Below are 26,415 nucleotides of genomic sequence, written 5' to 3'. Positions count from 1 at the left end.
TCGTCAAAAATCACACGACAATGTCCGAATTATCGCTACTTTGGTCGCACCTGCTCGAAGCTGTCAGTCTCAACATCGTCACGCCCGCCCTGGATTTCCTGCATCTGCGTGAAAGCGCCCCGCCGCCCCTCGAGATCGCGGAAGCCGGCGTGTATACCTTCATCCAGATTTTTATCATCGCCTGCATTTTCCGCCCGCTGGAAAGCCTGGCGCCTGCCGAACGCTGGACCGATCGCAGCCTGACCAAGATTGATAGGCTGTACACCCTTATCATGCTGCTGGGGCTCTTCCCCATTTTCAGCTACACCGTACTGGCACCTCTGGGCCACTTGTTCGGCATCGGCGCGACGTCTTCTGCCACGGCTGAGCCCAGCTTTACCGTCAAGCACATGATTCCCTGGTTCGAGCACCACACTTGGGTGCTGCTGCTGGTGTATTACCTGATGTACGACATGACTTACTACTGGATGCACCGCGCCCAGCATCTGATTCCATGGTGGTGGGCGATGCACAGCATGCATCACAGCCAACGCCAGATGAGTTGCTGGACCAACGACCGCGGTTGCTATCTCGACGGCGTAGTCCAATCCTTCATTCTCGCCTCGGTCGGGATCGTGATGGGCATCGACCTGTCCGAGTTCGCGCTACTGACCTTGATCAGCGAACTGGTGCAGAACTTCTCGCACACCAACGTGCGCTTCGGCTTCGGTCGCTGGCTGGAAAAAGTTTTCGTCGATCCCAAATTCCACCGCCTGCACCACATGACGGTGGATGCCGAACGCCCCAACCTGCACAACTGCAACTTCGGCCAGGTGTTCTCGATCTGGGATGTACTCTTCGGCACCGCGCTCTACGGCGAACCGCCTCGTCCCACCGGCGTGACCGACCCTGTGGTAGACGCCGACAACGACCGCGGCCTGATCGAAATGCAGTGGTACACCTTGAAGCGCTTCTGGGGTGCCTTCAAGCGACCCGCCGGTTGGCGTCCGGGCGATGTGGGCTTCGGACCGGATTACGAGCCGATCCCGACCAGCCAATTACCCGCAGCAACAGAATTCTCAGCCGCATCACAAGGTGCTTCCGCAAGCTGATTCTTGTAGCTCCAGTCGCAGTTTCAGTTCACGAAGCGACAAAAACAAAAACGCACCGTCTGTAGTCAGTACGGTGCGTTTTTTTATTTGGTGCCCAGAAGAGGACTCGAACCTCCACAGTGTTACCACCACTAGGACCTGAACCTAGCGCGTCTACCAATTCCGCCATCTGGGCAGCGAAGGACGCGCATTCTAAACAATCCTGCAGCGCACGTCTAACCTAATTTTTCGGCCTCTGCTGGTCGGATAGCAGCCATGAGTCGCAAGTCATTCATTCACTGGAATACTGCATAAAAAAACCCCCTCGCCTTGCGTTGAGGGGGTCAGGGTCAAATCCACCTCGCTGGGAAGATTTAACATGGAGACGAACGCCGGGGTTAGGGCCGAACGGTCGCTACATCCGATCCGCCCCGACGAACGTTTACTGCAAACTCACATCATCGATTACAGGCTGAACACGTTCATTGCACCGCCGCCAGGCGCTGCGTTGTACTTGACCAGCTCCTTGTAGCCGCCGGCAGCACCCAGGCCGTCGGTTTCGTTGGTCATGCCGAGGTTCATCGCCACGCCAGCCCAACCGCCGATACCGGACAACACGCCTACGTACTGCTTGCCCTTGTGGCCGTAGGTGATCGCATTACCAACCACGCCAGAACCCACTTGGAAACGCCAGAGTTCCTTGCCGGTGTTGGCATCGAGTGCCTTGAACCAGCGGTCCAGCGTGCCGTAGAACACCAGATCGGAACCGGTGACCAGAGCGCCGCCCCAGGCAGAGAACTTCTCCTTGTTGTACCACTTGGCCTTGCCCTTCAGGCCGTCCCAGGCCATGAAACCGCCCATCACGCCGTCAGGACCGGGGAACATGGTCAGGGTAGAACCCACCCATGGCTGGCCTGCGATGTACTTGGATTCGGTCGGCTCATACGTCATGCAGACGTGGTTGAGCGGTACGTAGAACATCTTGGTTCGCGGAGAAAAGGCAGCCGGCTGCTCGTCCTTCACGCCCAGCGCGGAGGGGCAAATACCCTTGGCGTTGTAGTCCTGGTGCGTCGAGAACTTCGGATCCTTTTGCGGTACGCCGGACTTGAGGTCGATGCTAGTCGCCCAGTTGACGAAGGGATGCATCTTCTCGGCGACCAGCAACGAACCATTGGTACGATCGAACGTGTAGCCGAAACCGTTGCGGTCGAAGTGCGTGGCCAACTGCTTGCCCTTGGCTTCCCACAGGATGATTTCGTTCATGCCGTCGTAGTCCCACTCATCGTGCGGCGTCATCTGGTAGCCCCACTTGGCTTCGCCGGTGTCGACGTCGCGAGCGAAGATAGTCATAGACCACTTGTTGTCGCCGGGACGTACGTCCGGGTTCCAGGTGCCGGGGTTGCCGCTACCGTAGTACATCAAGTTCAGCTTCGGATCGTAGGAATACCAACCCCAGGTCGCGCCGCCGCCGTTCTGCCAGCCGTCCTTCATGGCTTGCGGCTTGAGCCAGGTCTTGATGCCCAGGTCGCTTTCCGGGAACTTGATCTGATCCTTGGCCATGGCCTTGAACGAACCGCCCTGCTTGTTGCCGCCATCGACGTCCTGGTAGACGGAAAGTGCGTTGTAGTGCGGGTTGGCCTTATTGAAATCCTTGCCGATCAGCACTTCGGCATCAGAACCGGTGCTGTAGGCGCGCCATGCCAGCGAACCGTCCTTGATGTTGTAGGCAGAGATATGGCAACGCACGCCGTACTCGCCGCCGGAACAGCCGGTGATGATCTTGTCCTTGATGACATGCGGGGCGTTGGTGTTGGCAGCGCCGATCTTGGGATCGTTCACCTTCACGTCCCAGACTTTCTCGCCGGTCTTGGCGTCGAGCGCGACCAGGATGCCGTCGTTCTGTTGCAGGAAGATCTTGCCGTCGCCGTAGCCCAGGCCGCGGTTCACGTTATCGCAGCACAGCACGGCCTGCACGGAAGGATCCTGCTTGGGGAAATACGCCCACTTGATCTTCTGGTTGTCGTCGAGGTCCAGTGCGTACACATTGTTAGGGAACGCGGTATGGACGTACATGATGTTGCCGACGACCAGCGGTGCGCCTTCGTGACCGCGGTTGACGCCGGTAGCGAAAGTCCAGGCCAGCTTGAGGTTACGCACGTTGCCCTTGTTGATCTGGGCGAGGCTGCTATAGCCGGTATTGGCGAAATCCTTGCGCGGTGCAACCCACTGATTGTCGTCCTTCATCAGCTTCTGCAAGTCTTCGCCGGCAAATGCCGTGGCGGAAAACATGCCCAGCACCGACATGCCGAGCGCGATATTCAATTTCCGTAATTGCAAAATAGCTCTCCTAGTTCTGTATTGATGTTGTCGTAAGAAGGCACACGGCCTACCTCTCACGTCCATCTATCAGCAACCGGCGTGCCAAGCTGCAAAAATGAAAAAATATTACTTTAATTTCAATAGACTAGAGCAATATCCCTCTGTTTATGCGCGGTCATTCGAGCCTATTTTCCCTGTGGCAAAAATGAACAGGTGTTACTGAACTGAACATTTGTTTCACGTAGCTATTCACTTTCAGGCGTCCTGCTACTCCAACGCAATAATCATGGGGTTGAACGCCTTGGACACCAGCATCACCCTGGCGCCGACATGCAGGTTGGAAGCCTCGTCCGGCATGGCCGCGACGCGCACGATCTGATTGCCGACCAGAACCGTCAATGCCTCCATGACGTCCATGGGCTCGATCCCCAGTACCTCGCCGGTAAAGCGGAATTTGCCGGTCGTTTGTCCGCTGCTGAACACCTCGGCGGGGCTCCCCTGCCGCACGATGTGCCCCGCCTCCATGACCAGTACGCGCCCGGCCAGCTTGTAGACCTCACCGACGTCGTGGCTCACCATGATCGTGCTGATGCCCATGCGTTGATGAAGTTGGAGGATTTCGTCCTGCAAACGGCTACGAATGGTGGGGTCTAACGACGACAGCGGCTCGTCCAGTAGCAACAGTTGCGGCTCCGCAGCCAAGGCACGCGCCAGGGCTACCCGCTGTTTCTGCCCGCCGGAAAGCGCATTCGGCTTGCGGTGCTGCAATTCGGCGATATCCATCAACTCCAGCAACTCATCCACGCGCTGCCGGCTTGATCCCTTGCGCCGGGCGAATTCGAGATTGCCGCGCACCGTCATGTTGGGGAACAGCGCATAGTCCTGGAACATGTAGCCGACATGGCGCTCCTGGGGCGGCACATGGGTATGCTCCTGCGCGTCGAACCAGACGCTGCCGTTAAATGCAATGCGTCCTCGGTCCGGTTTTTCCAGTCCGGCAAGGCAACGCAGTAATGTCGTCTTGCCCACGCCTGATGGCCCAAACAAGGCGACGAATTCTCCCTCGACAATGTCGAGATCCACGTTGAGATCAAAATCCCCTTGCACACCATGGAGAGTACGTTGAATGTTGACCTGGATCATTTGAGCGCCCGGCGATTGACGAGGTAGACCACGAGCAGGATGACGAACGAGATCACGAACAGCGTCCCAGCATAGACATTGGCAGCCGCGTAATTGAGCGACTCCACCTCGTCGTAGATAGCAATGGAGGCTACTCGCGTCTGGTTAGGCAAGTTGCCGCCGATCATCAGCACCACGCCGAACTCGCCAACGGTATGAGCAAAGCCGAGCACTGCGCCTGAGAGCAGCGCTGGCTTGATGTTGGGCAGCAGCACGCGGAGAAACGTCTGCCAACGGCTTTTGCCCAGCACAGCTGCGGCCTCGGCCAATGATGGCGGCAGGTTCTGGAACGCCGCCTGAATGGGATGCACCAGGAACGGAAAACTGAAAATCACCGAAGCCAGCACCAGCCCTTCGAAGCTGAATGCCAACCTTAGGCCGATGGCCTGATCCAGCCAGTGCCCGAACCAATGCTCCGGGCTGAACGCCAGCAGCAAGTAAAAACCAAGGACCGAAGGCGGCAGCACCAGCGGCATGGCCACCAGCGCCTCGACGATGGGCTTGAGCCGAAAACGCGTGTTGGCAAGCCACCAGGCGAACGGCACACCGATGCAAAACAGGATCGCCGTGGTGACCGCGGCAAGCTTGAAGGTCAGCACCAGTGGCGCGAGATCAATGCTCATAAGACAGTACCATTTCGTTGGCTTTGACCAGTGCTTCCACCTGGTCGCCGATCGCTAGTTGCAGACGGTCCACCGCACGTGTCGTAATCACGCAAGCCAGCGAGTGCCCGCGGTAATCAAGCCCGATAGCGCTCATGATGGCGCCGCGCTCGATACCCTGGACCACCACGGGGAAGCGGTTGCGCAGGCTGATGAGCCCGGAGAGGTTCTTGGCGAGCGACACTTCCGTCTCCTTGAACATCAGCGTCACGGGCTGATCTATCTTCAAGTACGGCGACTGTTCCGGCGTTTCCAGCAGCGTGGCGGTAAAGGTATCGCCCTCCACCGCCACATCGACCAGCGACATGTGACTGTTGCATTCGAGGGCGACGATTTTTCCTGGCAATTTGTTCATGCAGTTATGCGGCCCGGCTTGCACCGGGCCTTTTCCTCACATCAAGGCAGCTTGTAGCCGTACCTGGCGAAAATTTCCCGCGCCTTGGGCGACAGCACGAAGCCGTAGAACTTGCGCGCGGCTTCCGGATTGCTTTGTACGCCATGCTTGAGCAGCACCATGCCTTGCGCAATCGGCTCGTAGCTCTCCGTCGGCACTTCAATCCACTTGCCCTTGCCTGCCGTTTCCGGCGCGATGACGATGGATTTTGCGCTAAAGCCGACATCGGCGGCCTTGCTGTCCACGTACTGGCTCACCTGGGTAATGCTTTCGCCGTAGACCAGCTTGGGCTCGACCGCAGCGCGCACCTGGTAATACCCCAGCGCCTTCAGCGCCTGCCGACCGAATGGAGCCACCTTGGGATTGGCAATCGCCACCTTGCCTACACTGGGCGCAACCAAACCCGCGACGCCTTGTGCAAGATCGATATCCTTCTGTGTCCATAGCACCAGCACGCCGTAGGCGTAAGGCCGGGGCGGCGTGACGGCATATCCGTCCTCGTACAGCGCCTTGGGGAACTCCATGTCGGCAGAGAGAAAGACGTCGAACGGCGCGCCGTTTCTCACTTGCGTCGCAATCTTGCCCGAAGCGCCCAGCACGCTCTGTGCCTCAATGCCGGTTTCTTTCTTGAACTCGGCCGCAAGATCGTCGAACACGTATTTGAGATTGGCGGCAATAGCCACCGTCAATATTTCTGCATGCGCTTGGATACAAACCAGCTGTAGTATCAGCGCAGACAAGATACTTACCCAACAATTTTTCATATTTGGCGTTTTACTTCATCCTGCGGTCGTTGTTACACGTACTCTGCCAGCAGTTACCGCAGCAAGGCCTCAAATATTTTAGATTCACGCATCTTTCATGTTGAAAACCTGCTGCGACCTCGCCTAGAAAGTAACGCGCACCGTCGCTACGACGCCATGGTTCAAAGTCACATCTTCCGTGCCTTGAACCGTTTGATAACCAATACCGACGATCGCTTTCATACGCTTTTCAATTTCAAATCGCCCGACCGTCGCTCCATAGGTGACCACCAGTTGATTTTTTCCGGCATGCGGACCGTCATACCAATGGGTATAGCTAGCCTCGACTTCCGGCCAGAACTTACCTACATGCCCCTGCAAGGCAGTATTCCACACCACTAGGCGTCCGAGTTCGGCCACATTACCCGTTGGCAGCGCGATACCCAGAGTGCTCTGCACATCTACGCCTGAATTACGGTCTCCCCAGCCTTTTCCAGCGGCAATAGTCGGCGTAATTATCGTATGGTGATTTGTATATTTGTCGCTCCCAGTAGGTAAACTGGCTCCCAAGAATGCGCTCACAATATAGTTTCCATTTTCTTCGTTTGCAGCTGCAAGCCTGTACTTGAACAACAAACTTGCGTCGCCCCAGCCAGTTCCTGTTGTCGCGGCTTTAGACGTGCTCTGGTCGATATAGGCTGGAACTCCGAAAATAATTTCCGTATTTTCGCTGGGAATGATCTCTAGCCCCTTGCCCGCACCATAGTTATCGACCATCACACCATGTGGTTTATCCAAGTGGTTGTAATCGAATCTGTACTCCTGCTCAAGCCTTGGCGTCACTGTGACCAATGGCGTCATCCAATGCGGCTGGTTCTCTTGAGTCTTGCTTACATTTTCCAGCCAATTATCAAAAAAAGATTCTTCCGCATGTGCCTGTCCAATACACAATCCGGCCACGAGTGCGAGCGATGCGCTCGCGATCCCCTTAGGGCTGGTGTTTGCTGCTTTCGAATCCACCTTGGAGAACAATCCCTTCTTCATTTCCTTTTCCCCCTATTAACGATATATACGAAGATATATAACGGTAGTTAAAAAAACGATTAGTCGGTGACGCCGAGGATTACACTGCTTGCCTTAAAAACCGCACAGATTTTTACATCAGGCTCTAGTCCAAGGGCTTCGACACTTTCGTTAGTGACAACAGCACTGACCGTATTCCCTCCATCCAATTGCAAAACCACTTCAGAATTCACGATGCCCGTATTAATCCTTACAACTCGCCCTAGCAAGCTATTCCGCGCACTCGTTTTTCCCATAACGTCCGGCAAAGTCAGGATGATCCAGGCGGCATTGACCAGAGCCCATGCGTCGCTGCCTACCTCACCATTTAATGTTTCCAAGCCATCATGAGTGATTACTGAATAAATCCGATCCCCACCCGTCAAGGTCAGCTCCACCTCGATATTGACCGGCCCTTTCTTGATGGCGGTCACCTTGCCGAAAAACTGATTGCGCGCACTGGTCTTCACCGAGAGCCTCCTGATCAACTGGTACACATTGTCGAAGTCCGCAATTCCGCTGCTTGCCGCTTCGAGAAATCTTTTCTGCTCGCGGCGCAGGGCTCGATAGGCATCCACCATCCGAACGCCCAAGCCGGTCAATTGCGTGCCGCCACCGCCTTTACCGCCGGTCGCAGTGGCAACAAGTGGTTCGTCGAACATGCTGTTCATGGCGTCCACGGCATCCCACGCGCCTTTGTAGCTCAAGCCCGCCGCCTTGGCTGCCTGCGTGATTGAGCCACACTGGGCGATGTGCTCCAGCAAGGCGATACGCTTATCGCTCAGCACGTGCTGTTCATCCTTGCCAAGGGCCAGGCTGCCCATCACTTTTAATTCGCTCTCGCTCATTCTTTAAGCCATCCAATATCGAAATATATGTAAGTATATAACGAGTCCAAGGCCAAGGCACTTTGCAATCCCGATGGAAGCCATACCTGTCTTCTGGCCCCTGATAAACTGACCACTTGGAATAAACGAACAAAAACCACAGCAAGGAGCCATCTTTGGATATACGCATTGCTCAAACAGAAGCTGAAATTCACGCCTGTTTTCCAGTCATGCACGAATTGCGTCCTCATCTTGAGGAAGCGTCATTCGTGGCCCAAGTGCAACGCCAGCATCACAACCATGGCTACCAGTTGGTTTATGTTGTCGAACAAGGACAAGTGGTGGCCGCAGCAGGTTTTCGCGTCGGGGAGTATCTGGCTTGGGGTAAGACGTTCTATCTCGACGACCTCATCACAGCGAGCACAACGCGCCAGCACGGATACGGCGGCCGCTTGCTGGATTGGCTCCTGGAAAAGGCTGGTGAACTCGGTTGCCGGCAATTCCATCTGGATTCAGGCATGCAACGCCATGACGCGCATCGCCTTTATCTGAATAAAAAGCTCAACATCACCTCCCACCACTTTGCCAAGGTACTGCCATGATCGACCACGGTTACGTCGTGCAGATGGCGAGGTATAACGCTTGGATGAACTACAAACTGTTTGAGGCGGCATCCCAATTGACTGAAGAAGCGCTCATGCTCGACCGGCAGGCGTTTTTCGGCTCGCTGTTCGGCACGCTCAACCACATCGCCGTCGCCGATACGGTTTGGCTCAAGCGCTTTGCCGATGCCCTGCCCCATTCAACTCTTGCATCCGCTCAAACGCTACCCATGCCGCAAGCCCTAGATAACTGGCTGTTTCACGACTTCCCCAACCTAAGACGTTATCGCCAGTCGTTGGACCAGATCATCCAACAATGGGCTGCCGAACTGACGGATACCGATTTGAGTCATAGCCTGCATTACACCAACATGCAGGGTATTGCCGCGCATAAACCCTTGAACGGCGTGCTGATGCACTTTTTCAACCATCAGACGCACCACCGGGGACAGGCAACCACCCTGCTGGCTCAGGCGGGCCAGGACGTCGGCGTGACGGACCTGATCACGCTGATCCCCAACCTATAACAGCAACAGGAGAACAACATGCCTACCCTACTGATTACCGGCGCCAACCGTGGCCTGGGCCTCGAGTTCGTCAAACAATATGCCGCCGACGGCTGGAATGTACTGGCTTGCTGCCGTGCTCCGGTCGACGCAGTGGAGTTGAACGCGATTGCCACCTCATCTGCAGGACTAGTCTCTCTGCACGCGCTCGATGTCAGCGACTTGACGGCAATAGATCGCCTGGCTGGCGAAATCAGCCAACCGTTGGACTTGATCATCAGCAACGCCGGCATTTATCCGGACCGTAGCGGTGGCTTCGGTCATACAGACTATGCAGCGTGGGACCTCGCCTTCCGCGTCAACACCATGGCCACGCTCAAACTAGCTGAGGCGTTTATCGGCCATCTGGAGCGCGGAGAAGGCAAGGTATTTGCCGCAGTGAGCAGCAAGATGGGCAGCCTGGAAGACAACACGAGCGGCGGGCATTACCTCTACCGTTCGAGCAAGTCTGCGGTCAACATGGTGGTGAAAAGCCTGGCGATCGACCTCGCACCTCGCGGCATCAAGGCGATCGTGCTCCATCCGGGTTGGGTGCTCACCGACATGGGCGGGCCGAATGCCATGATCGACACGACCACCAGTATTTCAGGGATGCGCAAGGTGCTGTCGCGCGTGACCCCGAACGATTCAGGACGGTTTATCAGCTATGACGGCACCGAAATCGGCTGGTAACGATTAAAGCAGTACTGCCTCAGGCGGCAAAAACGGGAACTCCGGCTTGGGGAACCTCATGGGCATGATATTCCTGCATGATGCGGAGGATGGTGCCATTTGCATGCAGGCGATGTAGCCCCTGCACTACCACCCCGTCGAACTGACGCCCGCTTTGCTCGTCCATCATGGCGAGCGCTTGTTCGATGCTCCAGGGTTCCTTGTAGGGCCGCTTTGACGTCAAGGCATCGAACACGTCAGCCGCCTTGGCAATGCGGGCTGAAAGAGGGATTTGTTCTCCGGCGAGGCCCTTGGGATACCCGCTGCCATCGACGTTTTCGTGGTGGCAGGCAGCGATTTCACGCGCCATTTCATAGAAGGGATTGTCGCCGAGAATACGCACGCCGAACTCGGGATGGCGACGCATGATCTTGAATTCTTCGTCGTCCAGCTTGGCGGGCTTTTTGAGGATACTGTCCGGGATGTAGAGCTTGCCGATATCGTGCAGGATGCTCATCACCCCCATGTGCTCGGCTTCTTGAGCCGGCACCCCCAATTCCAGCGCCAGCGCTTCGGTATAGTGCTGAACGCGACGGACATGAAAACCGGTATCTTCGTCTTTCCCCTCGCACGCCACCGACAGCATGGTCACAGCATCCAGATAAGCTTGCTTGAGCTGACGTGAAGCCGTGTCCAGCTTGCGTTCAAGGCTTAGACTTTCCAGCGCGCGCATCACCGTCAAACGCAGGTTTTCCGGCTCCCACGGCTTGGTGATGTATTTGTACAACCCTGCCTCGTTGACGCAGCGCACCAACGACTCCATGTCCGAATAACCGGTCAGCAGGATACGGATCGCCTTGGGCTGATGCTCCATGGCAAATTTCAGTACGGCATCACCCATGACATCGGGCATGCGCTGGTCGGAAATGATGAGATCGAACTGCTCCGACTTCAACAGTTCAATACCTTGAGTACCTGAGTTGGCGGTGAAGACCTCGTAATCTCGGCGGAAAGAGCGCCGCAAGCTATCGAGAATGTCGGCCTCGTCGTCCACGAACAGTAGCCGGAATTTTTCTTCTTCTGTCGACATACAGTGCTCCTGTGAAATCCCCTTGACCGTCATTTCGGCACCACAGCCAGTTCTTTGTTGATCGCCCGATGAATGATATTGATCATCGGCTCGCCTCGCGTCACGGCCGCTTGTTTCAGACGATCCAGCATCTCTTTCGGGAAGTAATGGTTTTTGCGAATAATGCCTGTGGCGACGTCCAAGTGCCGCTGTAACGACAGTCCTTCCAGCGCGAACTCAACCGTAAGTTGCAAGTTCTCCGGCTCCCATGGCTTGGTCATGTACTTGTAGAGCCCGCCCTCATTGACGCATTTCACCAGGGATTCGAGATCGGCATAGCCGGTCAGCAAAATACGGATCGCCTCAGGTTGATGCTGCATCGCAAATTTCAGTACTTCATGTCCGGGAACATCGGGCATGCGCTGGTCGCACAGGATCAGGTCGATGTGTTTGGTACCGAGCACTCGAATGGCTGCATCGCCGCCCCGCGCCGTCACGATCTCGTATTTACCGCGAAAAGTTCGCTGCAAGCTCTCAAGCACATCGACTTCATCGTCGACAATCAGCAGGCGGAACTGGTCGGTCGACATGGCTATTGCCCGGCCTCCTCAATCAACGTTTCCGGCTTCATGCGAATCCGGATGATGAATTCCGTCCCCTTGCCGATTTCGCTTTTGACGTCGATGCGGCCGCCGTGTTTTTCCACGATGCCGTAGGAAATGGAAAGGCCCAGCCCCGTGCCCTCGCCGATTTTCTTGGTAGTGAAGAAAGGGTCGAAAATCTTGCCCATGATATCGGGTGGAATACCCCCGCCGGTATCCACGACGCTCACCGCTGCAAACTCGCCGTCCTGCCAGGTGGCAATGCGCAAGCGCCCCGGCCCATCCATGGCCTGGATGGCGTTGTAGATGATATTCATGAACACTTGGTTGATCTGCCCTGCGCGGCACAGCACAGGCTGATTAAGGCGGTAATCCTTGGTCACCTCGATGCGGTTCTTGAGGTAGTGATGCAGGATTGCGAGGGTGTCGTTGATGCCGTCTTCCAGCAACACGCTCTTGAGCTCGGCTTCGTCGAGACGAGAAAAACTCCGCAACGAGGAAACAATTTCCTTGATGCGCGACGCACCGGATTTGCCGCTGCGGATGATCTTGAGGATATCTTCCTTGATGAAGTCGATATCGATGGCCTTGAGGCGTTTTTCAATCTCGTCCTTCTGCGCCTCTTCCAGAGGCAGTTGGCGGATTTCCTCCACCAGTTGGATCAGGTCGTTGGTGTATTCCTCAAGGTGAGGAAAATTGGCGTAGATGAAACCGATGGGGTTGTTGAGCTCGTGCGCGACACCTGCCACCAGTTGACCGAGCGAAGCCATTTTTTCCGAGTGCACCAACTGGCTCTGCGCCGATTTAAGGTTGTCGATGGCGCCTGTTAACTCGGTATTCGCCTGCTCCAGCGCTTGCGTGCGTTCCTGGACGCGCTGCTCCAGGGTTTTGTTGAGTCGCTCCAGCTCTCCGACGAACAACTCGCGCTCGTGCAATGAATGCTGGAGGTTTTCCGCCATGTTGTTGAATGTCTCCGCCAGCGTCCCCAACTCGTCCTGGGAAACGATTTCCGCGCGGATCGACAAATCGCTCGATGTCGTAATCCTGGATACCACCCTGGTCAGCGAGGTCACTGGCGCGGTAAGACGTTGGGACAGCCAGCGGATAGCCATGGCGAACGGGATTGCGAGCAGCAATCCCAAGCCGATCAGCTTAAATGCGACCAGCCGAATCGGTCGGTAAGCCACGTCTTCATCTTGCAAGGCAGCGATATGCCAGTCGTTGAGCAAGGTGTGATAGCTCTCGGAATAGCCCGCGATATAGCGCTTACCGCCCAGCATCAAGTCGTCCTTGCGTCGGGTGAGCTCGACCATCTCATCCGCGGTTACATTGCCTGCTTCCCCGCCGTTGAAGAGGATGCTGCGGCGCTCGTCCGCATAGAGCACGATGCGGTGATTTTTTTCATGAAACTGTTCAACGATTGTGCTCCAGGGCACCGTCACCACGAGGGTCCCCATCCTGAAATCCGCAGAAAAACTGGCGTGCAAGGGCAGGCTCAACGCGATGATGTCGTGCGGCAGGTAAGGGTCTTGATGTTTATCAATGAGGCGTAGCTGCTGCTGGTCGTTTTTCCACAGCGGTGGCAGCGCGCCGCCAATCGCCATTTGCCCTGGATTGGACGCTGCGACGAGCTTACCCATGGTATCGAAGGCATAAATGTCGCCGGGCAGCGAATACTGTTCCTTGAGGCTAGCGAGCGTACGCGCGATACGCTTGTCCACGTCGCCGTTAATGAGGTCGTTCATCACCTCAAGCTGCGACCAGGCGCGCAAATTTGTCCCTAGTGCGGAAAGATGGCTTGAGACGAGTTCGAGTTTCTGATTGGCGAGATGAACCAGCGATTGCGTTTCGGAATGCGCCATGGAGGCACGCACGCTGGTATAGACGAAGGATGCGGTCAGCGCATAAGTCAGCACGAAAATCGCGATGAAAGAAACGATCAGCTTGCGGCCGATCGATTTTGACGCCCAGGCGATCATGGCACGCGTGCGAGGATCTTCACGTTCTGCGGTGTCGTACCGGCACTGATGTAGCCGATGGCGCCGGGGACTTTTTGCACAAACGCCAGCACGGCCTGGTCCGACTCCTGGATCAGCGGCGGCACCTTGCCCTTGAAGTGCATCTGGTTCCAATAGGCGTTAAGCGCGTTGAGCGGCTGTCGCAAGACCAGTTCGGTAAAGGTATTGCGTACGTGGCTGGAGGCCTCGCGATTTACGGGAACGATGCCCGGCCCACTCGGCCAACTGGTCGTCTTGAGCAGATAAATGCTTGCAAGTTCGTCGGGGGAAAGCGCAGCTACCGGCACATTGGGATTGGCAATGACCAAAAGCTCGTCTGCTTGGGCAAGCGGCATACCCGAGAGGATGGCGAGCGTCAGGAATGTCAGGAACGCACGCATCAGAAGAGCACCGAGAAAGAAGCAAACACGCCGGTCTCGATATCCAGCACGGCGCCGTAGTTCTTGACGCACTCAAGCTTCCACACCATGGCAGGGTCAGGTCGGTACGCCACGCCAACGAGCGCATTGCGCGAGCTTGATGCAGCCTCGCGGTCGGCAAAATATTCGTAGCGCCCCATCACGCTCCATTGCGCGGTGGGCGAATAGGCAGCCAGCACATAAGCGCCTCGTTCGTTGCTGCGAGCTCGGCTGGGATTGCCACCGCTCAAGTCGGTGTAATGCGCCTCGGTTTCCAGCTGGAACTTGCCCCAGGTCTTGCGGGCGTTTAAACCGTAGAGCGTCTGCGATTCGTCGCTGGCGTTCACGTCAGCATGCTCGATCGACAAGCCTATCTTGTCCGTCAGGCCGAGACTCCAGTTTGCATGAACGCCATAGGCATGAACGTATTCACGCACGATCAATCGCTGCGGCTTGGGGATCATCTCGCCGTCGGGTTGCCAGTAGAGTTGCACTTCAGGCAACTTGGCGTCCTGTGCGTCGTAATTGACGGCAATACCGGAGGTATATTCATTGAAGCCGCGGTAAGTCGTCATGGGACGGGTCGTCGTCCAGACCAGCGGTGCAGCATGGATGGTATTCCACTCGCCGATGGGCGTCAGCATCTTGCCGAGCCGCACCGATAGGTAATCCGTCAGATAGCTGTCGTTATAGAGCCGTTCCAGGACCAGCCTTGGCTTGGAATCTGAGAACAGCGAACCGCCCTCCTGCCACAGCGCATCCTCGGTAAGCTCGCCTTCAAAAAATGGATTGAAATAGCGATTGAATCGCCCGGTGATGAAGAGGCTCAGATCGTCGATCATGAGCTTGGACGTACCGTGGGTCGGCGCATCGGCCACCACACTGGCGTAGCCGGCAATATTGAAATTGCCGACGTTGTAGCCCTGCCCCAAATGATAATCGTCGGCCCAAGCCGCAGGCGTCAAACCTGCAACCAGGACCAGGATTCCAACCCCCTTGTCGAATCGCACGGCGCTCATTATCCCCTTCTGTATTATTGGCATTCTAAAGGCATGCTATGCAAATGGCGAGCCTGGGGTCGCATGAAAGGTGCGGCATACTGCCGCAGTAGGATGCTTATACCTTCTTGAGGAAGCAGGCCTTGAGCATGAAGTTACCTGCATCCATCTTGCAGTCCACTTCATGGTCGCCGCCCACCAACCGAATGCTTTTGACCTTGGTGCCTTGCTTGAGCGTAATCGACGAGCCTTTGACCTTGAGATCCTTGATCAGAACGACAGCATCACCATCGCTCAGGACGTTGCCGTTGGCGTCCTTGACGACCGCATCGGACTCATCCGCGGTGGCGGCTGCACCAGCCATGGGCCATTCGTAGCCGCAGTCGGCGCAGACGTAGTTATCGCCGTCGGGATAAGTGTTTTCGAGGGTGCATTGCGGGCAGGCTGGGATATTAGACATGATTCTAGTTATGGGTAAAAGGCGCGCATTATACTCCAAGCCCTGGCTCATTTTCGCGCAGGGAAGGCAATGATTTGCGCTGTCTTTTTGCTAGCCGGGAGCTGCCTAGGCTCTTGCCGCATGAGATTTTTATCGAACGTTTCCCGCAGGCGGTCGAAATAATCCCACATCAGGACGGAAAGCCGCAGGCAGGCGTTCAGGGGTGTCTTAGCGCGCAATATTTCGAGGTCGATACGGGTTTGCAACGCCAAAAGTCGCCGCGTATTGCAGCCCTGCCCATTGATGACCTTCTCCACCGCAGAGCGACGTTGACGTTCGAAATCCTCCGGTGAATGCTCCGCCAGTTGTCGCCAAGCATCGAAATCGAAATTATGTCGGGATGTTTGCATGATGCGCCTCCCTATCGACTGACTGACTTCAAGCCACCTTGAACTTCGCCACACCGGCCTGCAATTCGGAAGCGAGCTCCTTGAGCTTTTCCGCCGCGCTGGATACCTGCAAGACCGCTGCCCCGTTCTCCTCCGTCATCTGGGCGATTTGTTCTACGTTGCGAGCAATTTCGCTGCTGGCTGCACGCTGCTCGCTCAGGGCTGTCGAAATATCGCTGACCGCCTGCACGACTTCCGCCGAGCTGGTATTGATCTGCTGCATCGAGTTTCCGGCGTGCTCGGCCTGCTTGACGCCCTGGCTGACCCGAGCATTGCTCTCTTGCATAACGGTAGTTGCCGTTTGTGTGTGTGCCTGTATGGAAACGATCATATTGGTGATTTCTTGCGCCGATTTTCCAGTGCGCTCGGCCAGCTTGCGTACCTCGTCTGCCACGACGGCGAAGCCGCGTCCTGATTCGCCTGCACGAGCCGCTTCAATCGCGGCATTGAGCGCGAGCAGATTGGTCTGCTCGGCCACGTCCTTGATCACGTTTACCACGGTGCCGATTTCCTGCGCCTGCTGCCCCAGCACGTCCATCTTGGACGCAGCATCGTTGACCGAGTGTTCGATGCGCTGGATTTCTTCCACAGCGCCTTGCACCTCCACCTCGCCGTTACGCGACAATTCACCCGACAGCGCGGCCTTGCGCTCGGCCTCTGCGGCGTTCTCGGAAACCTGGTCGATGCTGACCGAAAATTGTTCAACCGCGGCAGCCACCGTCGAAGTCGCTTGGCTTTGCTGAGTAGAACTCGCCAATACCTGTTCCGAGGCGGCAGCAAGCTGAATCGCGGCATTGGCCACCAACTCCGCGTCCTTGCGGGTTTCGCGCACGATTTTCTGGAGTTCCTGGATGAAGGTGTTAACGCCTGCGCCGATCTCATTCAACTCGGCTTCGGTGTCTTCCGGGAAGCGCTGCGTCAAATCGCCGGCTTTAAGCGGGACAAGCTTCTTGTGTATGCGTTCGAGCGCCGCCCGAAGCGATCGCGAAATCCATACCACCACGCCAACATTGACCAGCATGACCAAGGCCAGCAACGGCATGACTTGCCAATAGGTACGTTTACCTACTTGAGAAGCCGTCTCGCTGGACTGTCGGGCTTCCATTTGCCGCTTGGCGACGAACTTCTCCAGGTCGCCCTGCAATGGCTTGAACTCACGGTTGTACAAGGGGATCAATTGGTCGTTGGCTGCTTTGGCGTCGCTAGCAGCCAGCTGGATCAATTTTAGCGAGTCGCGGTTGTAAACATCCCACTGGCTCAGGATATGTTTCAAATCCTCACGAATCTCGGGCCGCTTGATCGACTCGAGCGCTGATTTACCGTGCTGAAGAATGCTTTTCTCCGCGGCGGAAAACACTTCACGCGTCTCCTGTTGGGTCGGGTCGAGCATGATGGTGGAGATCGCGCTAGCCTTGATCTCCAGCAAATCCATCACATAGCCCTCGCGTCGATGCGCCGTGGATTCCGCGTCGCGGATGGCGTTAAGCCCGTACATCGTCATGGCCGAGACTGCGCCCAACCCCAGCACAGTGATTGCCGTCAGTGTTTGTAACTTAATACGAATGCTCATGATGATCTCCCATTTCACCAGCATTAGTCACAATTTTATTAAGGTTATGACTACACGACTATCAGGGTTTACCCCTACTCAGGATAACGATGAATCAAGCGAAAAAGATAAGGTTACATACCCGACCTATCAGAACTGATAGGTTCGCGATTAGGATTCAAAGGGGAAAGGGTCGAGAAAGTGTCGCGATATCGCGCCAATAGGCAATTCCATCAAGTAATTATTTTAATTCAGACACTTATAAAGTGTATTCACATAACCACAAATTATAAAACGTCTAGATATGGCGACACATCAAGCAGGAACAGTATTATTAATTAACTTTAATTAATCAATACATCTATATGTTTTATAATGTTTTTAATATCTTGGCACAAGCATTGCGTTATTCAGACTCGGACGACGTTTAACTACCCAAGTCCACGGCTGTTCAGCCAGGAGAATCGGCGGGACGAATATTCTTCCCAGGCATGTTTGGGACTGCCATGCCACGCATGTCGGAAAGAATATCGTCCCGCCTACTCCAAAGCACGACTTTGAGTGCGAACAGCTTTCGATCTATTAGTCCAAGAAAGGCTTAACCATGAAGAACATGAAACCAACCCTGACGATGATGCTGCTTGCCGCTGCCGCGCAAATCGCATTGATGAATCCCGTGCATGCCGCCGGAGCAGACGCTGATATACAAACCGATGTGAAAAGCGGCGTGCAGACCGACACCGATAAAGGCCAGGCCAGCGAGCGCATGAGCAACGAGGCGACGATTAACGCTAACAGTCCAGCCGTCGGTCAGGAAAAGGGCCAGGACCGCGCAACGGAGCGCAAGGCTATCGATCACAGCAATCAGGGCAAGCACAAAGGAAAGTCCAGCGATCGCCATTGATCCAGCGCTACTGTGCAAACCGGCGTCGATGCCGGTTTGCCAGGAATCAAACCCTGAAAACAAAAAAGGCATCCGAAGATGCCTTTTTTGTTGCCTGCCAGAAGTCGGAATTAACCGTGCTTGTAGTGCTTGCGCAGGGGCTTGACCACTTCCCAGTTGGACTTGAGGCCGACGGGGAAAACAACCAGGTCGCCCGGAACGATACGGACCGGTTCGCCACCCTTGGGGGTCACGAGGATTTCGCCTTCGAGCACGTAGGCGGTTTCCTTGATACCGAAGTCAAGCGGGAACTTGGAGATTTCCTTTTCCCAGATGTTCCAGCTGGAAACACCCAGTTCCTTCAGACGCTCTTCGCTGGGATTATGTTCGATGATGATTTGGCTCATGCTATTTCCTAGTTTGATTCTGTTTTGAGATGAACGCTTCGGCAATTGCCGGATTCGCTCAAGGCGCGCAATTCTACCATTGACGGCCCACACCTCCAGCCATTTTTCGCGTCGTATTTATCATCCCTACCCTGCAAAATTTCGCAGCACTAATTTTCATCCCTACGTTTTTTGCAGACCTATAAAGTCTGCAGTTCGCGCGTCAAGCCACATAACCAGCCAAAAGTTCTGTTTTCTTTTCATTAGCTTATTCAAATATTCCGCGTGTTTTAACGATCTGGCACAGGTATTGCGAATTCCGGCTCCGAGCAATTCACATTAGGAAGCCTATGGTTTTCACTGATTACCCAACCATGTTTGCCGCACTACAGACGGCACTTTTTAAGGAGACACAACAATGAGCACAAATTTCTCTCCATCCATGCCCAGGTACCGTCACAACGGTGCCACTATCACGCTGCACTGGCTGACGCTGATCGCCATCCTTACCGCAGTCGGTGCGGTACTGGTTCAGGATTACATCGACAGCGACGAAATCACCCACGCACTCGTCACACTCCACCGCTCCTTGGGATTGCTGGTCATGGTGATGGTCGCTTTCCGCATCTTCGTGCGCGAGCCGATCAACCACTCTGCCCCCACACCCAAAATGCAAGCCTTGCAAAACCTGGTTGCCAAGCTAGTCCATGCCGGTATCTACCTGCTGCTGATCGCGATTCCACTGGTGGGTTGGGCGATGTCCAGCGCCAGCGGCAAGCCGATGAGCTTTTTCTGGATGTTCCAGATTCCCGCCATCCTGAGCCGCGACCGCGACCTGGCCGATACCCTGCACGACTGGCATGAGTGGTCGGCCTGGGGCTTGCTCGCCATGGTCGGCATGCATGCAGTGGCGGCCCTTTGGCATCACTATTTCCTGCGCGACGGCGTGCTGTATTCCATGCTGCCGCTCAAGCGCTGGCTGCGCAGCAATTCGATCTAAACATCACTGATTTAATCAACCACAAGAAGGAAGTAAACGACATGTTCGGAACATCGACACCTCGTGCCATGCACCGTTTTCGCATGGCGCTGGTTACGCTGGGGCTGCTGGCCTCTGCGCTACCGGCCCACGCCGTACCCAGCTTCGCCCGTCAGACCGGGCAAGACTGCGTCGCCTGCCACGTCGGCGGCTTCGGTCCGCAGCTCACGCCTTACGGCATCAAGTTCAAGCTGGGCGGCTATACCGATTCAGACGGCAAAGCTGGCCACATCCCCCTGTCCGCCATGCTGGTGCAAAGCTACACGCAGACCAGCAAGGACCAATCTGCCGATCCGGCCAAGGGCTTCAGCAAGAACGACAATCTGTCCCTGCAAGAAATCTCGATGTTCGTCGCAGGCCGCTTTAGCGACAACATCGGCGCTTTCGTCCAGGTCACGCATGCCGAACCGGATCGCAAGACCACCCTCGACAACGCCGACCTGCGCATCGTGAAGAACATGCAAATCGCCGACAAGGACACGGTGCTGGGTATCTCCATCAACAACAACCCGACCGTGCAGGACGCCTTCAATACCGTCCCGGCTTGGCGTTTCCCGTATATGTCGTCGGAACTGGCTGTCGGCTCTGCAGCTTCGCCGCTCATCGACGGCGCGCTCGCCCAGCAAGTCATCGGCGTTTCTGCCTATGGTTTCTACGACAACCATTGGTATGCAGAGCTGGGCGGCTACAACTCGCTTTCCAAGCGCATTCTGGACGACATCAATATTGCTCCGGGTGACAAGATCAAGGGAACGTCGCCTTACTGGCGCCTGGCTTACTTTGAAGACCAGCGCAAGCAAGCGTATTCCTTCGGCATTTTCGGCATGGATGCGCACTTGCTGCCAGGCTGGACACCGGGACAAACCGACAAGTACCGCGATATCGGGATCGACGGTTCGTATCAGTTCCTCGGCACGCGCGAGCACGTGTTTGCGCTGAACGGCAGCTACATCAACGAACGACGCAACCTGGACGCCAGCTTTGGCGCGGGCGATGCGGAAAAACGTCACGGCTCGATTAACCGTTTGGACGTCAGCGGTTCTTACCACTTTGACAAGACCTACGGCGCAACCCTGGCCCTGTTCGATATCCGCGGCAGCCGCGATAACGGTCTTTACAACAGCGGCGAACAAGACGTGGGCAGCGTCAAGGCATCGCCCAACACCCGCGGCTACACCGTGCAAGGCGATTGGACGCCCTTCGGCAAGGAAGACTCCTGGGGTAACGGCTGGGCAAATCTACGCCTGGGGCTGCAGTACACCGGCTACACCAAGTTCAACGGCGCAAAGAACAACTATGACGGCTTCGGCCGCAATGCTAGCGACAACAACACGCTGTTCGCTTTTGCATGGTTTGCTATCTAACGGGAGTATTTGAATGAAAAATTTGAAGATATCCGCCCTGCTGGCCGGCTGGATGCTGGCAGCCCTACCCACAGCCCACGCAGCCGGCGATGCGGTACGCGGCGCCAAGGCCTTCGACGAAGAATGCGCCGAGTGCCACAGCCTGAAAGAAGGCAAGAACAAGAAAGGCCCGTCGCTCAACGCCATCCTCGGCCGCAAATCGGCCAGCATCGCCGATTTCAACTACAGCGACGCCATGCGTGCCTATAACCAGGCATGGACGGCGCAGGCCATCGACGCCTACATCAAGGCGCCGAAAAAAGCCGTGCCGGGCGGCAAGATGAAATACGAAGGGCTCGCGGACGACGGGGCAAGGCAAGACATCATCGCTTTCCTATCCAGCCAACACTAGTACCCCTGTCAGAGCTTTAAAACTCTGATCCCCTCGCCTCGGTCTGCTTACAGGCCGAGGCATTTTTTTGCCGAATGCTGGCTGAAACTATCGGCCTAAATCGTCAATCGCATCGACCACCATTCCGGTACCGATTGCGATGAGAAGAATATCGCTCGCCACGCGCACATAGCGATGCCGCGGCGGTGGCGGTCCAAGCTCGATCACGACGGACGGCGGTAGATCGTAATAAACGACATCGCGCGGCAGCGGACGGCCGATTTCCCAGCGTCGAGCCTGCCCCGGCGGCATGCAGCCGTTATGCTTCTTCGCCAATCCCGGCGGGCAGAATCCACGGCTATATTCATGCTCGTAATAATCATGGATCACCACACGGTCGTGGTCGTGAAAATGCCGGTCTTCATGGCGCTCGCCGCGATATTCGCGGCGTTCTTCATAACGGCGGTCGTCATGCCGATCGTCGCGACGGTCTTCATGCCCCCTATCGCGCTTGTCGCCGTGTCCCGGGCCATCATCCCATTTGTCGCGATCGGCGAAGGCTGGGCCGGCTATTGCCAGCATCGCCAAGGCCGCTACCACTGCAGATTTCAATCGAATCGAAGCCATCATGGTTCTCCTTCACAAAAAAGTGCTTGCGGAACAAATAAACCTGATCTTGATACTCAACTATCGACCATCCTAGAAGCTCCCCCGGATTTCATCAATACGTGGATTGCCCTATCGACGTTTACGGCTTAGAGTTCCCGGCAAACGACTAGAACCCTCAGGGGAACAACATGCAGATCAAACCGGACGATCTCCAGAACGCCGCCACGCAAGGCATCATCAGCACCCAGCAAGCCGACGCCCTTTGGCGCTTTTTGGCCGAAGCCCGCGCCGATACGCCGAGCTTTAGCGCCGGACACATTTTGTATTACCTTGGCGGCCTCATCGCCATCGGCGCCATGACGCTGTTCATGACCCTGGGCTGGGAGCACTACGGCGGTTGGTGGATTTTCAATGTCTCCGTGGTTTACGGCCTCATCGCCGTCAGCCTCGCCCACTGGCTGCTGTACCGCAAACACCTCGCCATCCCCGCCGGTATCCTGCTTGCGCTGGGCATCGCCATGACGCCGCTCGCCATCTACGGCTTGCAACGCGCCATGGGCCTATGGAGCGACAACCACCTCGCCTACCGCGATTACCACCGCTATATCGAGTGGAACTGGATCATGATGGAATTCGGCACGCTCATCGCAGCCAACATCGCGCTTTGGCGCTACAGACTGCCGTTCGGCGTCATGCCCGTTGCCGTCACCCTGTGGTACATGAGCATGGACCTCACGCCTTTCCTGGCGGGCGGGGAAACTTACCTAAGTTGGGAGCTGCGCAAGCTGGTTTCCGTCTGGTTCGGTATCCTCATGCTGCTCGTCGCCTTCTGGGTCGATATCCGCAGCCGCCGCGACCGCGATTTCGCCTTCTGGCTCTACCTGTTCGGCTGCCTCACCTTCTGGGGCGGCCTCAGCATGATGGATTCCAACAGCGAGCTGAACAAATTCATCTACCTCTTGATCAACCTCGGCCTCATCGCCATCGGCGCCATCCTGAGCCGCCGCATCTTCGCGGTGTGCGGCGGACTGGGCACGGCAGGCTACCTGGGCCACCTCGCCAACACCATTTTCAAGGACAGCATGCTCTTCCCCTTTGCGCTCACGGCGATTGGCCTGGGCGTGATTTATTTGGGGATCGTCTGGCAAAAGCACGAAGCCGCGATCAGCGCCAGTTTGCGGAAATGCTTGCCGAGAGAGCTGCAAGAACTCATCACGCAGCGGGGCTAAGCCACTCTCACAATAAAAAAGCGATGCCGCACGGCATCGCTTTTTGTTTATCCCAAAGGCTTTACTTCCGCACCACCAACAACCCCACTCCAGCCACAATCGCCGCCACGCTAGCCCACAGCGGCTCGTTGACGGTTTCCTTGTCCTTGATCGAAAGCTCAATCGGGCCGATCTTCGCGTCGTGCGTTTCCTTGGTATAGGTAAAGCTTCCGTACACCAAGCCCAGCACACCGCACAGGATTAACACCAGGGCAACACCTTTCGCTGCGTTCATAAAAAATCTCCTCTTGTTAAGTTGTTTATTTGAAGAAATACATATTGACCCAACGACCGCCTAGGAATCATCAGTTCGACCTGGAGTCAGGCTGATAATTCACACGCGCCGACATACATCAGGGAGCACCCATAATGCAGCAAGCAGTTAAAATCGGCAGCGCATCAAAAAATCAATAACTAAAGTGAACATTTCATAAACCTTCCACGCCAGCCACTCTCGCTGGCTCAATCGCCGCAATATCAAAATCGGCAATCTTCTGATTGCCGCAACTATATGCAGTTGCAACATTTCCAATGGTCAAGAGGTGAATAAAATCGTAATTCACCTGTCATGCGAAAAGAACTATTACAAGCCATCATTGCTTCGAGCCCGCCAATGATCGAGTAGTGAAGTTCAACAAGGACAACGGCATACCTGCCAAGGTTGTGACGTTTTATCTGCTTATTGATAGCGAAAAAGGATCAGTGAAAGTGTTAGTGAAATAGTGCCGCAATTTAAGTAACACCGGCCCTGCATGAAAAATAGGCCTAATAGACTGTTTTTCGTGCCGCTTTTATGCGTATTGCATGAGAATCTTCATTTTCCATAAAAACCCCTATTGAAAAATAGGACACAGCATAATAAATTCATGAAGGAATTAAAATGTACTGAGCGGCTGAAACAGCAGTAAATCAAAATCAAAGGGCAGTTCCCTTGCACTTTTCCTTTATAAAATTTAACGACTCTTTTTCATTGACTTTACCAATGGGTACAGCTTGTATTGAACTGTCCCCTTAATTTAGTCATCAGCCCCCATTACCTTTTGCTTGATGAAAAATTGAATTGCCTTTCTTAACTCATATATTTATAACTATTGGAGCCTCAATGACTGCGCTGCGCGAATCTACCAAAAAGAAAATTTTTGAGATGCTTGAAAAGTCATACTTTACTTCAAGTAGCTTTTCTCTTCAGTTTGTGGAAGATTCCAACCCTTTTCTGACCATTGCGTTTATTCCAGAAAAGAAATTTAGCTATTCTATTAGTGAACCTGCAGGATATAACTCAAATGGATACATATCGGATGAAGCGCCAGGCGTGCACATTGAGACTGGGGAAAGATACAAACATGAAAATCTTTCCGCCGCACTCAAAGCTATTGGCCCTTGGATAGAGCGTATCCTTGAGGATTACCGTTCAAAAAATCCTGTCATAGATGAATTCGAGGCATTTCGCAAAGCCCTATGTGAACAAATTAATGAGCATATTCATGACAAAGACTCTCACTTTACAGAAAATGAAGCTGAAGCATTACGTACTCGTCTTGACGAGCTTAATGAAAAACTTAAGCAAATTTGGGAGAAAAGCGAGATAACTGCGCAGAAGCTCAAGGAGGCCGAACAGGAAATAGAAAGAATAAAGAACGATATTGCCATTTTTCCTAAAGGTGTCTGGTATCAAGTTGCTGGTAGCAAGTTGGTCAGTGCTGTAAAGAAGGTAATGGGCAGTGCTGAAGGACGTCAATTTGCACTCGAAACCGCAAAAAAATTCTTACTTGATGGCCCCAAATGAAAATCTATCCATTAAACCAATATGTAATCATATTGCTGCTTAATCTAGATATTCAAAAGTTTTGTCATGAATAAAAAAAATTCCGAAAAAGCTCAGCTCATCCTTGCATTTCTGATTCTCTTCGCTATTACCTTTATAGTTATGGAACCTGCCTCTCTTGATTATGGAAATAGAGCTCTGGCTTTTTCAACAGTTGCAGGGCTATTTGCTGCATTTGGATCAAAAACCGTAGCGGATTATCTCAAGTCTCGTTCTATATTGATTAAGGAGAGGGATGACAATGCCCAAAGACGACGTGACGAAACAATAGCGACTGATTTTGAAAATATCGAAGTTGGGGATTTGAAAGGTCAATTAGATGAGATAAAAGGGTTAATCTCAAGTATAGGCAAGAATGAACTGAAAGAAATCTCTGATCAATTACGAGCGTCACTAGTAGAGGGGGCTGCTAATGACCTTGTAGTAGAACTGAAGCAAAGAATTGATTCGGATGAACAGTCTAGGCGCTTTAGGATATCCGTGAATACCACCTTCAATGAGTCTGTAGACCGCCTTTCCAATGAGGTTGAAATGCTTCGTGCTCGAGCAAATACAAACTTAATTATTGGGTGCTTTATTGCATTATTTGGAGCCGCAATTCTCGCTATAGTTCTTTTTTTCTCTGAAAGTAAGTTTTCTGATTTAAGTGCCCTAGCGCTACACATGTTTCCTAGACTATCAGTCGTAGTTCTTATTGAAGTCTTTGCCTATTTTTTCCTCGCAATGTATCGCTCAAATCTATCTGAGATTAGGTATTACCAGAATGAAATCACGAACACTGAAATGAAAAAAGTCGCAACGTTATTGGCTGTGCGCTCCAGTTCAACTGAATCAATTTCAACTGAACTAGCCTCGACTGATAGAAACGGAATTTTAAAAAATGACCAAACAACTCAAGAATTAGAACGACTAAAGATAGAGGGGGCATCAACAAAAAGCGCTATCGATCTTTTTGCCCGCTTGTTGAAAAAATAGACAAAAATTTATCAGTCTGATTTAACTTCATAAATACAGACTCGACTCTATAAACCTACAGGTTAGATTCCGGGTTCTGCCTACGCAGCCCCGGAA

The 26,415-nt window shown here is 54.4% G+C and carries 29 protein-coding genes and 1 tRNA gene; 11 read left to right on the top strand and 19 right to left on the bottom strand.

Features of this window, described 5'->3' with window-relative positions; all coding sequences use genetic code 11:
- The first annotated feature begins 20 nt into the window (after positions 1–20).
- Positions 21–1,091, top strand: coding sequence for a sterol desaturase family protein (locus NMK_RS11250; protein ID WP_109015858.1), 1,071 nt, complete (start codon positions 21–23; stop codon positions 1,089–1,091).
- An 88-nt stretch (positions 1,092–1,179) separates the two neighbouring features.
- On the opposite strand, the gene NMK_RS11245 is transcribed toward NMK_RS11250, so the two are convergent.
- The 8 genes from NMK_RS11245 to NMK_RS11210 form a co-directional block, all read right to left on the bottom strand.
- Positions 1,180–1,266 (bottom strand) — tRNA-Leu (locus NMK_RS11245).
- Between the two features lie 269 nt (positions 1,267–1,535).
- Positions 1,536–3,374, bottom strand: a complete 1,839-nt coding sequence (locus tag NMK_RS11240) for a methanol/ethanol family PQQ-dependent dehydrogenase (RefSeq protein WP_181376266.1) — start codon at positions 3,372–3,374, stop codon at positions 1,536–1,538.
- 282 nt (positions 3,375–3,656) lie between these two features.
- On the bottom strand, positions 3,657–4,532 hold the full coding sequence (locus tag NMK_RS11235; RefSeq protein ID WP_109015856.1) for a sulfate/molybdate ABC transporter ATP-binding protein: 876 nt from the start codon (positions 4,530–4,532) through the stop codon (positions 3,657–3,659).
- On the bottom strand, positions 4,529–5,194 hold the full coding sequence (gene modB / locus NMK_RS11230) for a molybdate ABC transporter permease subunit (protein WP_109015855.1): 666 nt from the start codon (positions 5,192–5,194) through the stop codon (positions 4,529–4,531). Before modB ends, NMK_RS11235 begins: the two co-directional genes overlap by 4 nt.
- On the bottom strand, positions 5,184–5,588 hold the full coding sequence (locus NMK_RS11225) for a TOBE domain-containing protein (RefSeq protein WP_109015854.1): 405 nt from the start codon (positions 5,586–5,588) through the stop codon (positions 5,184–5,186). The genes modB and NMK_RS11225 overlap by 11 nt, the downstream gene beginning before the upstream one ends.
- A gap of 41 nt (positions 5,589–5,629) precedes the next feature.
- A complete protein-coding gene (gene modA / locus NMK_RS11220; protein WP_227871455.1) occupies positions 5,630–6,367 on the bottom strand; it encodes a molybdate ABC transporter substrate-binding protein in 738 nt (245 codons plus the stop codon).
- 147 nt (positions 6,368–6,514) lie between these two features.
- Positions 6,515–7,414, bottom strand: coding sequence for a transporter (locus NMK_RS11215; RefSeq protein ID WP_109015852.1), 900 nt, complete (start codon positions 7,412–7,414; stop codon positions 6,515–6,517).
- Positions 7,415–7,473: 59 nt separating this feature from the next.
- Entirely contained in the window at positions 7,474–8,280 is an 807-nt protein-coding gene (locus tag NMK_RS11210) for a TOBE domain-containing protein (protein ID WP_109015851.1), read from the bottom strand.
- Positions 8,281–8,435: 155 nt separating this feature from the next.
- Between NMK_RS11210 and NMK_RS11205 the strand changes: the two genes are divergently transcribed.
- The 3 genes from NMK_RS11205 to NMK_RS11195 are packed head-to-tail and all read left to right on the top strand — an operon-like array spanning position 8,436 to position 10,099.
- Entirely contained in the window at positions 8,436–8,861 is a 426-nt protein-coding gene (locus NMK_RS11205) for a GNAT family N-acetyltransferase (protein WP_181376257.1), read from the top strand.
- Positions 8,858–9,388 (top strand): DinB family protein, encoded by a 531-nt coding sequence (locus NMK_RS11200; RefSeq protein ID WP_109015850.1) that lies wholly within the window; start codon positions 8,858–8,860, stop codon positions 9,386–9,388. Before NMK_RS11205 ends, NMK_RS11200 begins: the two co-directional genes overlap by 4 nt.
- An 18-nt stretch (positions 9,389–9,406) precedes the next feature.
- On the top strand, positions 9,407–10,099 hold the full coding sequence (locus tag NMK_RS11195; RefSeq protein WP_109015849.1) for an SDR family oxidoreductase: 693 nt from the start codon (positions 9,407–9,409) through the stop codon (positions 10,097–10,099).
- Between the two features lie 19 nt (positions 10,100–10,118).
- Here the strand turns inward: NMK_RS11195 and NMK_RS11190 are convergent, their stop codons facing one another.
- The 8 genes from NMK_RS11190 to NMK_RS11155 all read right to left on the bottom strand — a co-directional run bounded on the left by NMK_RS11190 (position 10,119) and on the right by NMK_RS11155 (position 17,621).
- Positions 10,119–11,168, bottom strand: coding sequence for an HD domain-containing phosphohydrolase (locus NMK_RS11190; RefSeq protein WP_109015848.1), 1,050 nt, complete (start codon positions 11,166–11,168; stop codon positions 10,119–10,121).
- A 29-nt stretch (positions 11,169–11,197) separates the two neighbouring features.
- Positions 11,198–11,737, bottom strand: coding sequence for a response regulator (locus NMK_RS11185; RefSeq protein ID WP_109015847.1), 540 nt, complete (start codon positions 11,735–11,737; stop codon positions 11,198–11,200).
- Between the two features lie 2 nt (positions 11,738–11,739).
- On the bottom strand, positions 11,740–13,728 hold the full coding sequence (locus NMK_RS11180) for a sensor histidine kinase (RefSeq protein ID WP_109015846.1): 1,989 nt from the start codon (positions 13,726–13,728) through the stop codon (positions 11,740–11,742).
- Positions 13,725–14,147: a substrate-binding domain-containing protein gene (locus NMK_RS11175; RefSeq protein WP_109015845.1), complete on the bottom strand. Its 423-nt coding sequence runs from the start codon at positions 14,145–14,147 to the stop codon at positions 13,725–13,727. The genes NMK_RS11180 and NMK_RS11175 overlap by 4 nt, the downstream gene beginning before the upstream one ends.
- Positions 14,147–15,184: an outer membrane beta-barrel protein gene (locus NMK_RS11170; RefSeq protein WP_181376256.1), complete on the bottom strand. Its 1,038-nt coding sequence runs from the start codon at positions 15,182–15,184 to the stop codon at positions 14,147–14,149. Before NMK_RS11170 ends, NMK_RS11175 begins: the two co-directional genes overlap by 1 nt.
- Before the next feature lie 97 nt (positions 15,185–15,281).
- Complete coding sequence (locus NMK_RS11165) at positions 15,282–15,623, bottom strand: zinc ribbon domain-containing protein YjdM (protein WP_109015843.1); 342 nt, start codon at positions 15,621–15,623, stop codon at positions 15,282–15,284.
- Positions 15,624–15,670: 47 nt separating this feature from the next.
- Positions 15,671–16,012 (bottom strand): DUF3135 domain-containing protein, encoded by a 342-nt coding sequence (locus NMK_RS11160; protein WP_109015842.1) that lies wholly within the window; start codon positions 16,010–16,012, stop codon positions 15,671–15,673.
- 28 nt (positions 16,013–16,040) lie between these two features.
- A complete protein-coding gene (locus NMK_RS11155; RefSeq protein WP_181376255.1) occupies positions 16,041–17,621 on the bottom strand; it encodes a methyl-accepting chemotaxis protein in 1,581 nt (526 codons plus the stop codon).
- Positions 17,622–18,204: 583 nt separating this feature from the next.
- Here NMK_RS11155 and NMK_RS11150 point away from each other — a divergent pair.
- The gene (locus NMK_RS11150) at positions 18,205–18,504 is read left to right on the top strand and encodes a hypothetical protein (protein WP_109015840.1); all 300 of its coding nucleotides are present in this window, start codon (positions 18,205–18,207) and stop codon (positions 18,502–18,504) included.
- A gap of 110 nt (positions 18,505–18,614) precedes the next feature.
- Here NMK_RS11150 and NMK_RS11145 read toward each other — a convergent pair whose 3' ends face one another.
- The gene (locus NMK_RS11145) at positions 18,615–18,890 is read right to left on the bottom strand and encodes a cupin domain-containing protein (RefSeq protein ID WP_109015839.1); all 276 of its coding nucleotides are present in this window, start codon (positions 18,888–18,890) and stop codon (positions 18,615–18,617) included.
- Between the two features lie 397 nt (positions 18,891–19,287).
- Between NMK_RS11145 and NMK_RS11140 the strand changes: the two genes are divergently transcribed.
- From NMK_RS11140 to NMK_RS11130, 3 genes are read left to right on the top strand one after another with little or no spacing between them, the layout of a single operon-like run.
- On the top strand, positions 19,288–19,869 hold the full coding sequence (locus tag NMK_RS11140; protein ID WP_109015838.1) for a cytochrome b: 582 nt from the start codon (positions 19,288–19,290) through the stop codon (positions 19,867–19,869).
- Positions 19,788–21,272 (top strand): cytochrome C, encoded by a 1,485-nt coding sequence (locus NMK_RS11135; protein WP_227871454.1) that lies wholly within the window; start codon positions 19,788–19,790, stop codon positions 21,270–21,272. The genes NMK_RS11140 and NMK_RS11135 overlap by 82 nt, the downstream gene beginning before the upstream one ends.
- 13 nt (positions 21,273–21,285) lie before the next feature.
- Positions 21,286–21,663: a c-type cytochrome gene (locus NMK_RS11130; protein WP_109015837.1), complete on the top strand. Its 378-nt coding sequence runs from the start codon at positions 21,286–21,288 to the stop codon at positions 21,661–21,663.
- A gap of 87 nt (positions 21,664–21,750) precedes the next feature.
- Here NMK_RS11130 and NMK_RS11125 read toward each other — a convergent pair whose 3' ends face one another.
- Positions 21,751–22,272 (bottom strand): RcnB family protein, encoded by a 522-nt coding sequence (locus tag NMK_RS11125; RefSeq protein ID WP_227871453.1) that lies wholly within the window; start codon positions 22,270–22,272, stop codon positions 21,751–21,753.
- Between the two features lie 167 nt (positions 22,273–22,439).
- On the opposite strand from NMK_RS11125, the gene NMK_RS11120 reads away from it, so the two are divergent.
- Positions 22,440–23,480 carry a DUF2157 domain-containing protein gene (locus NMK_RS11120; protein ID WP_109015835.1) on the top strand — a complete coding sequence of 347 codons (1,041 nt, stop codon included), beginning with the start codon at positions 22,440–22,442 and terminating at the stop codon, positions 23,478–23,480.
- Between the two features lie 61 nt (positions 23,481–23,541).
- Here the strand turns inward: NMK_RS11120 and NMK_RS11115 are convergent, their stop codons facing one another.
- Positions 23,542–23,754, bottom strand: a complete 213-nt coding sequence (locus NMK_RS11115; protein ID WP_109015834.1) for a hypothetical protein — start codon at positions 23,752–23,754, stop codon at positions 23,542–23,544.
- 867 nt (positions 23,755–24,621) lie between these two features.
- Between NMK_RS11115 and NMK_RS11110 the strand changes: the two genes are divergently transcribed.
- Together NMK_RS11110 and NMK_RS11105 are read left to right on the top strand one after the other, a co-directional pair.
- Positions 24,622–25,305, top strand: a complete 684-nt coding sequence (locus NMK_RS11110; RefSeq protein WP_109015833.1) for a hypothetical protein — start codon at positions 24,622–24,624, stop codon at positions 25,303–25,305.
- A 66-nt stretch (positions 25,306–25,371) separates the two neighbouring features.
- Positions 25,372–26,319 carry a hypothetical protein gene (locus NMK_RS11105; protein WP_109015832.1) on the top strand — a complete coding sequence of 316 codons (948 nt, stop codon included), beginning with the start codon at positions 25,372–25,374 and terminating at the stop codon, positions 26,317–26,319.
- Positions 26,320–26,415 lie beyond the last annotated feature (96 nt).

Origin of the sequence: Novimethylophilus kurashikiensis (assembly GCF_003112435.1) — a bacterium.
Lineage (GTDB): Bacteria > Pseudomonadota > Gammaproteobacteria > Burkholderiales > Methylophilaceae > Novimethylophilus > Novimethylophilus kurashikiensis.
Note: the sequence above shows the minus strand (reverse complement) of the source record. Positions and strands in the feature narration are given on the sequence as shown.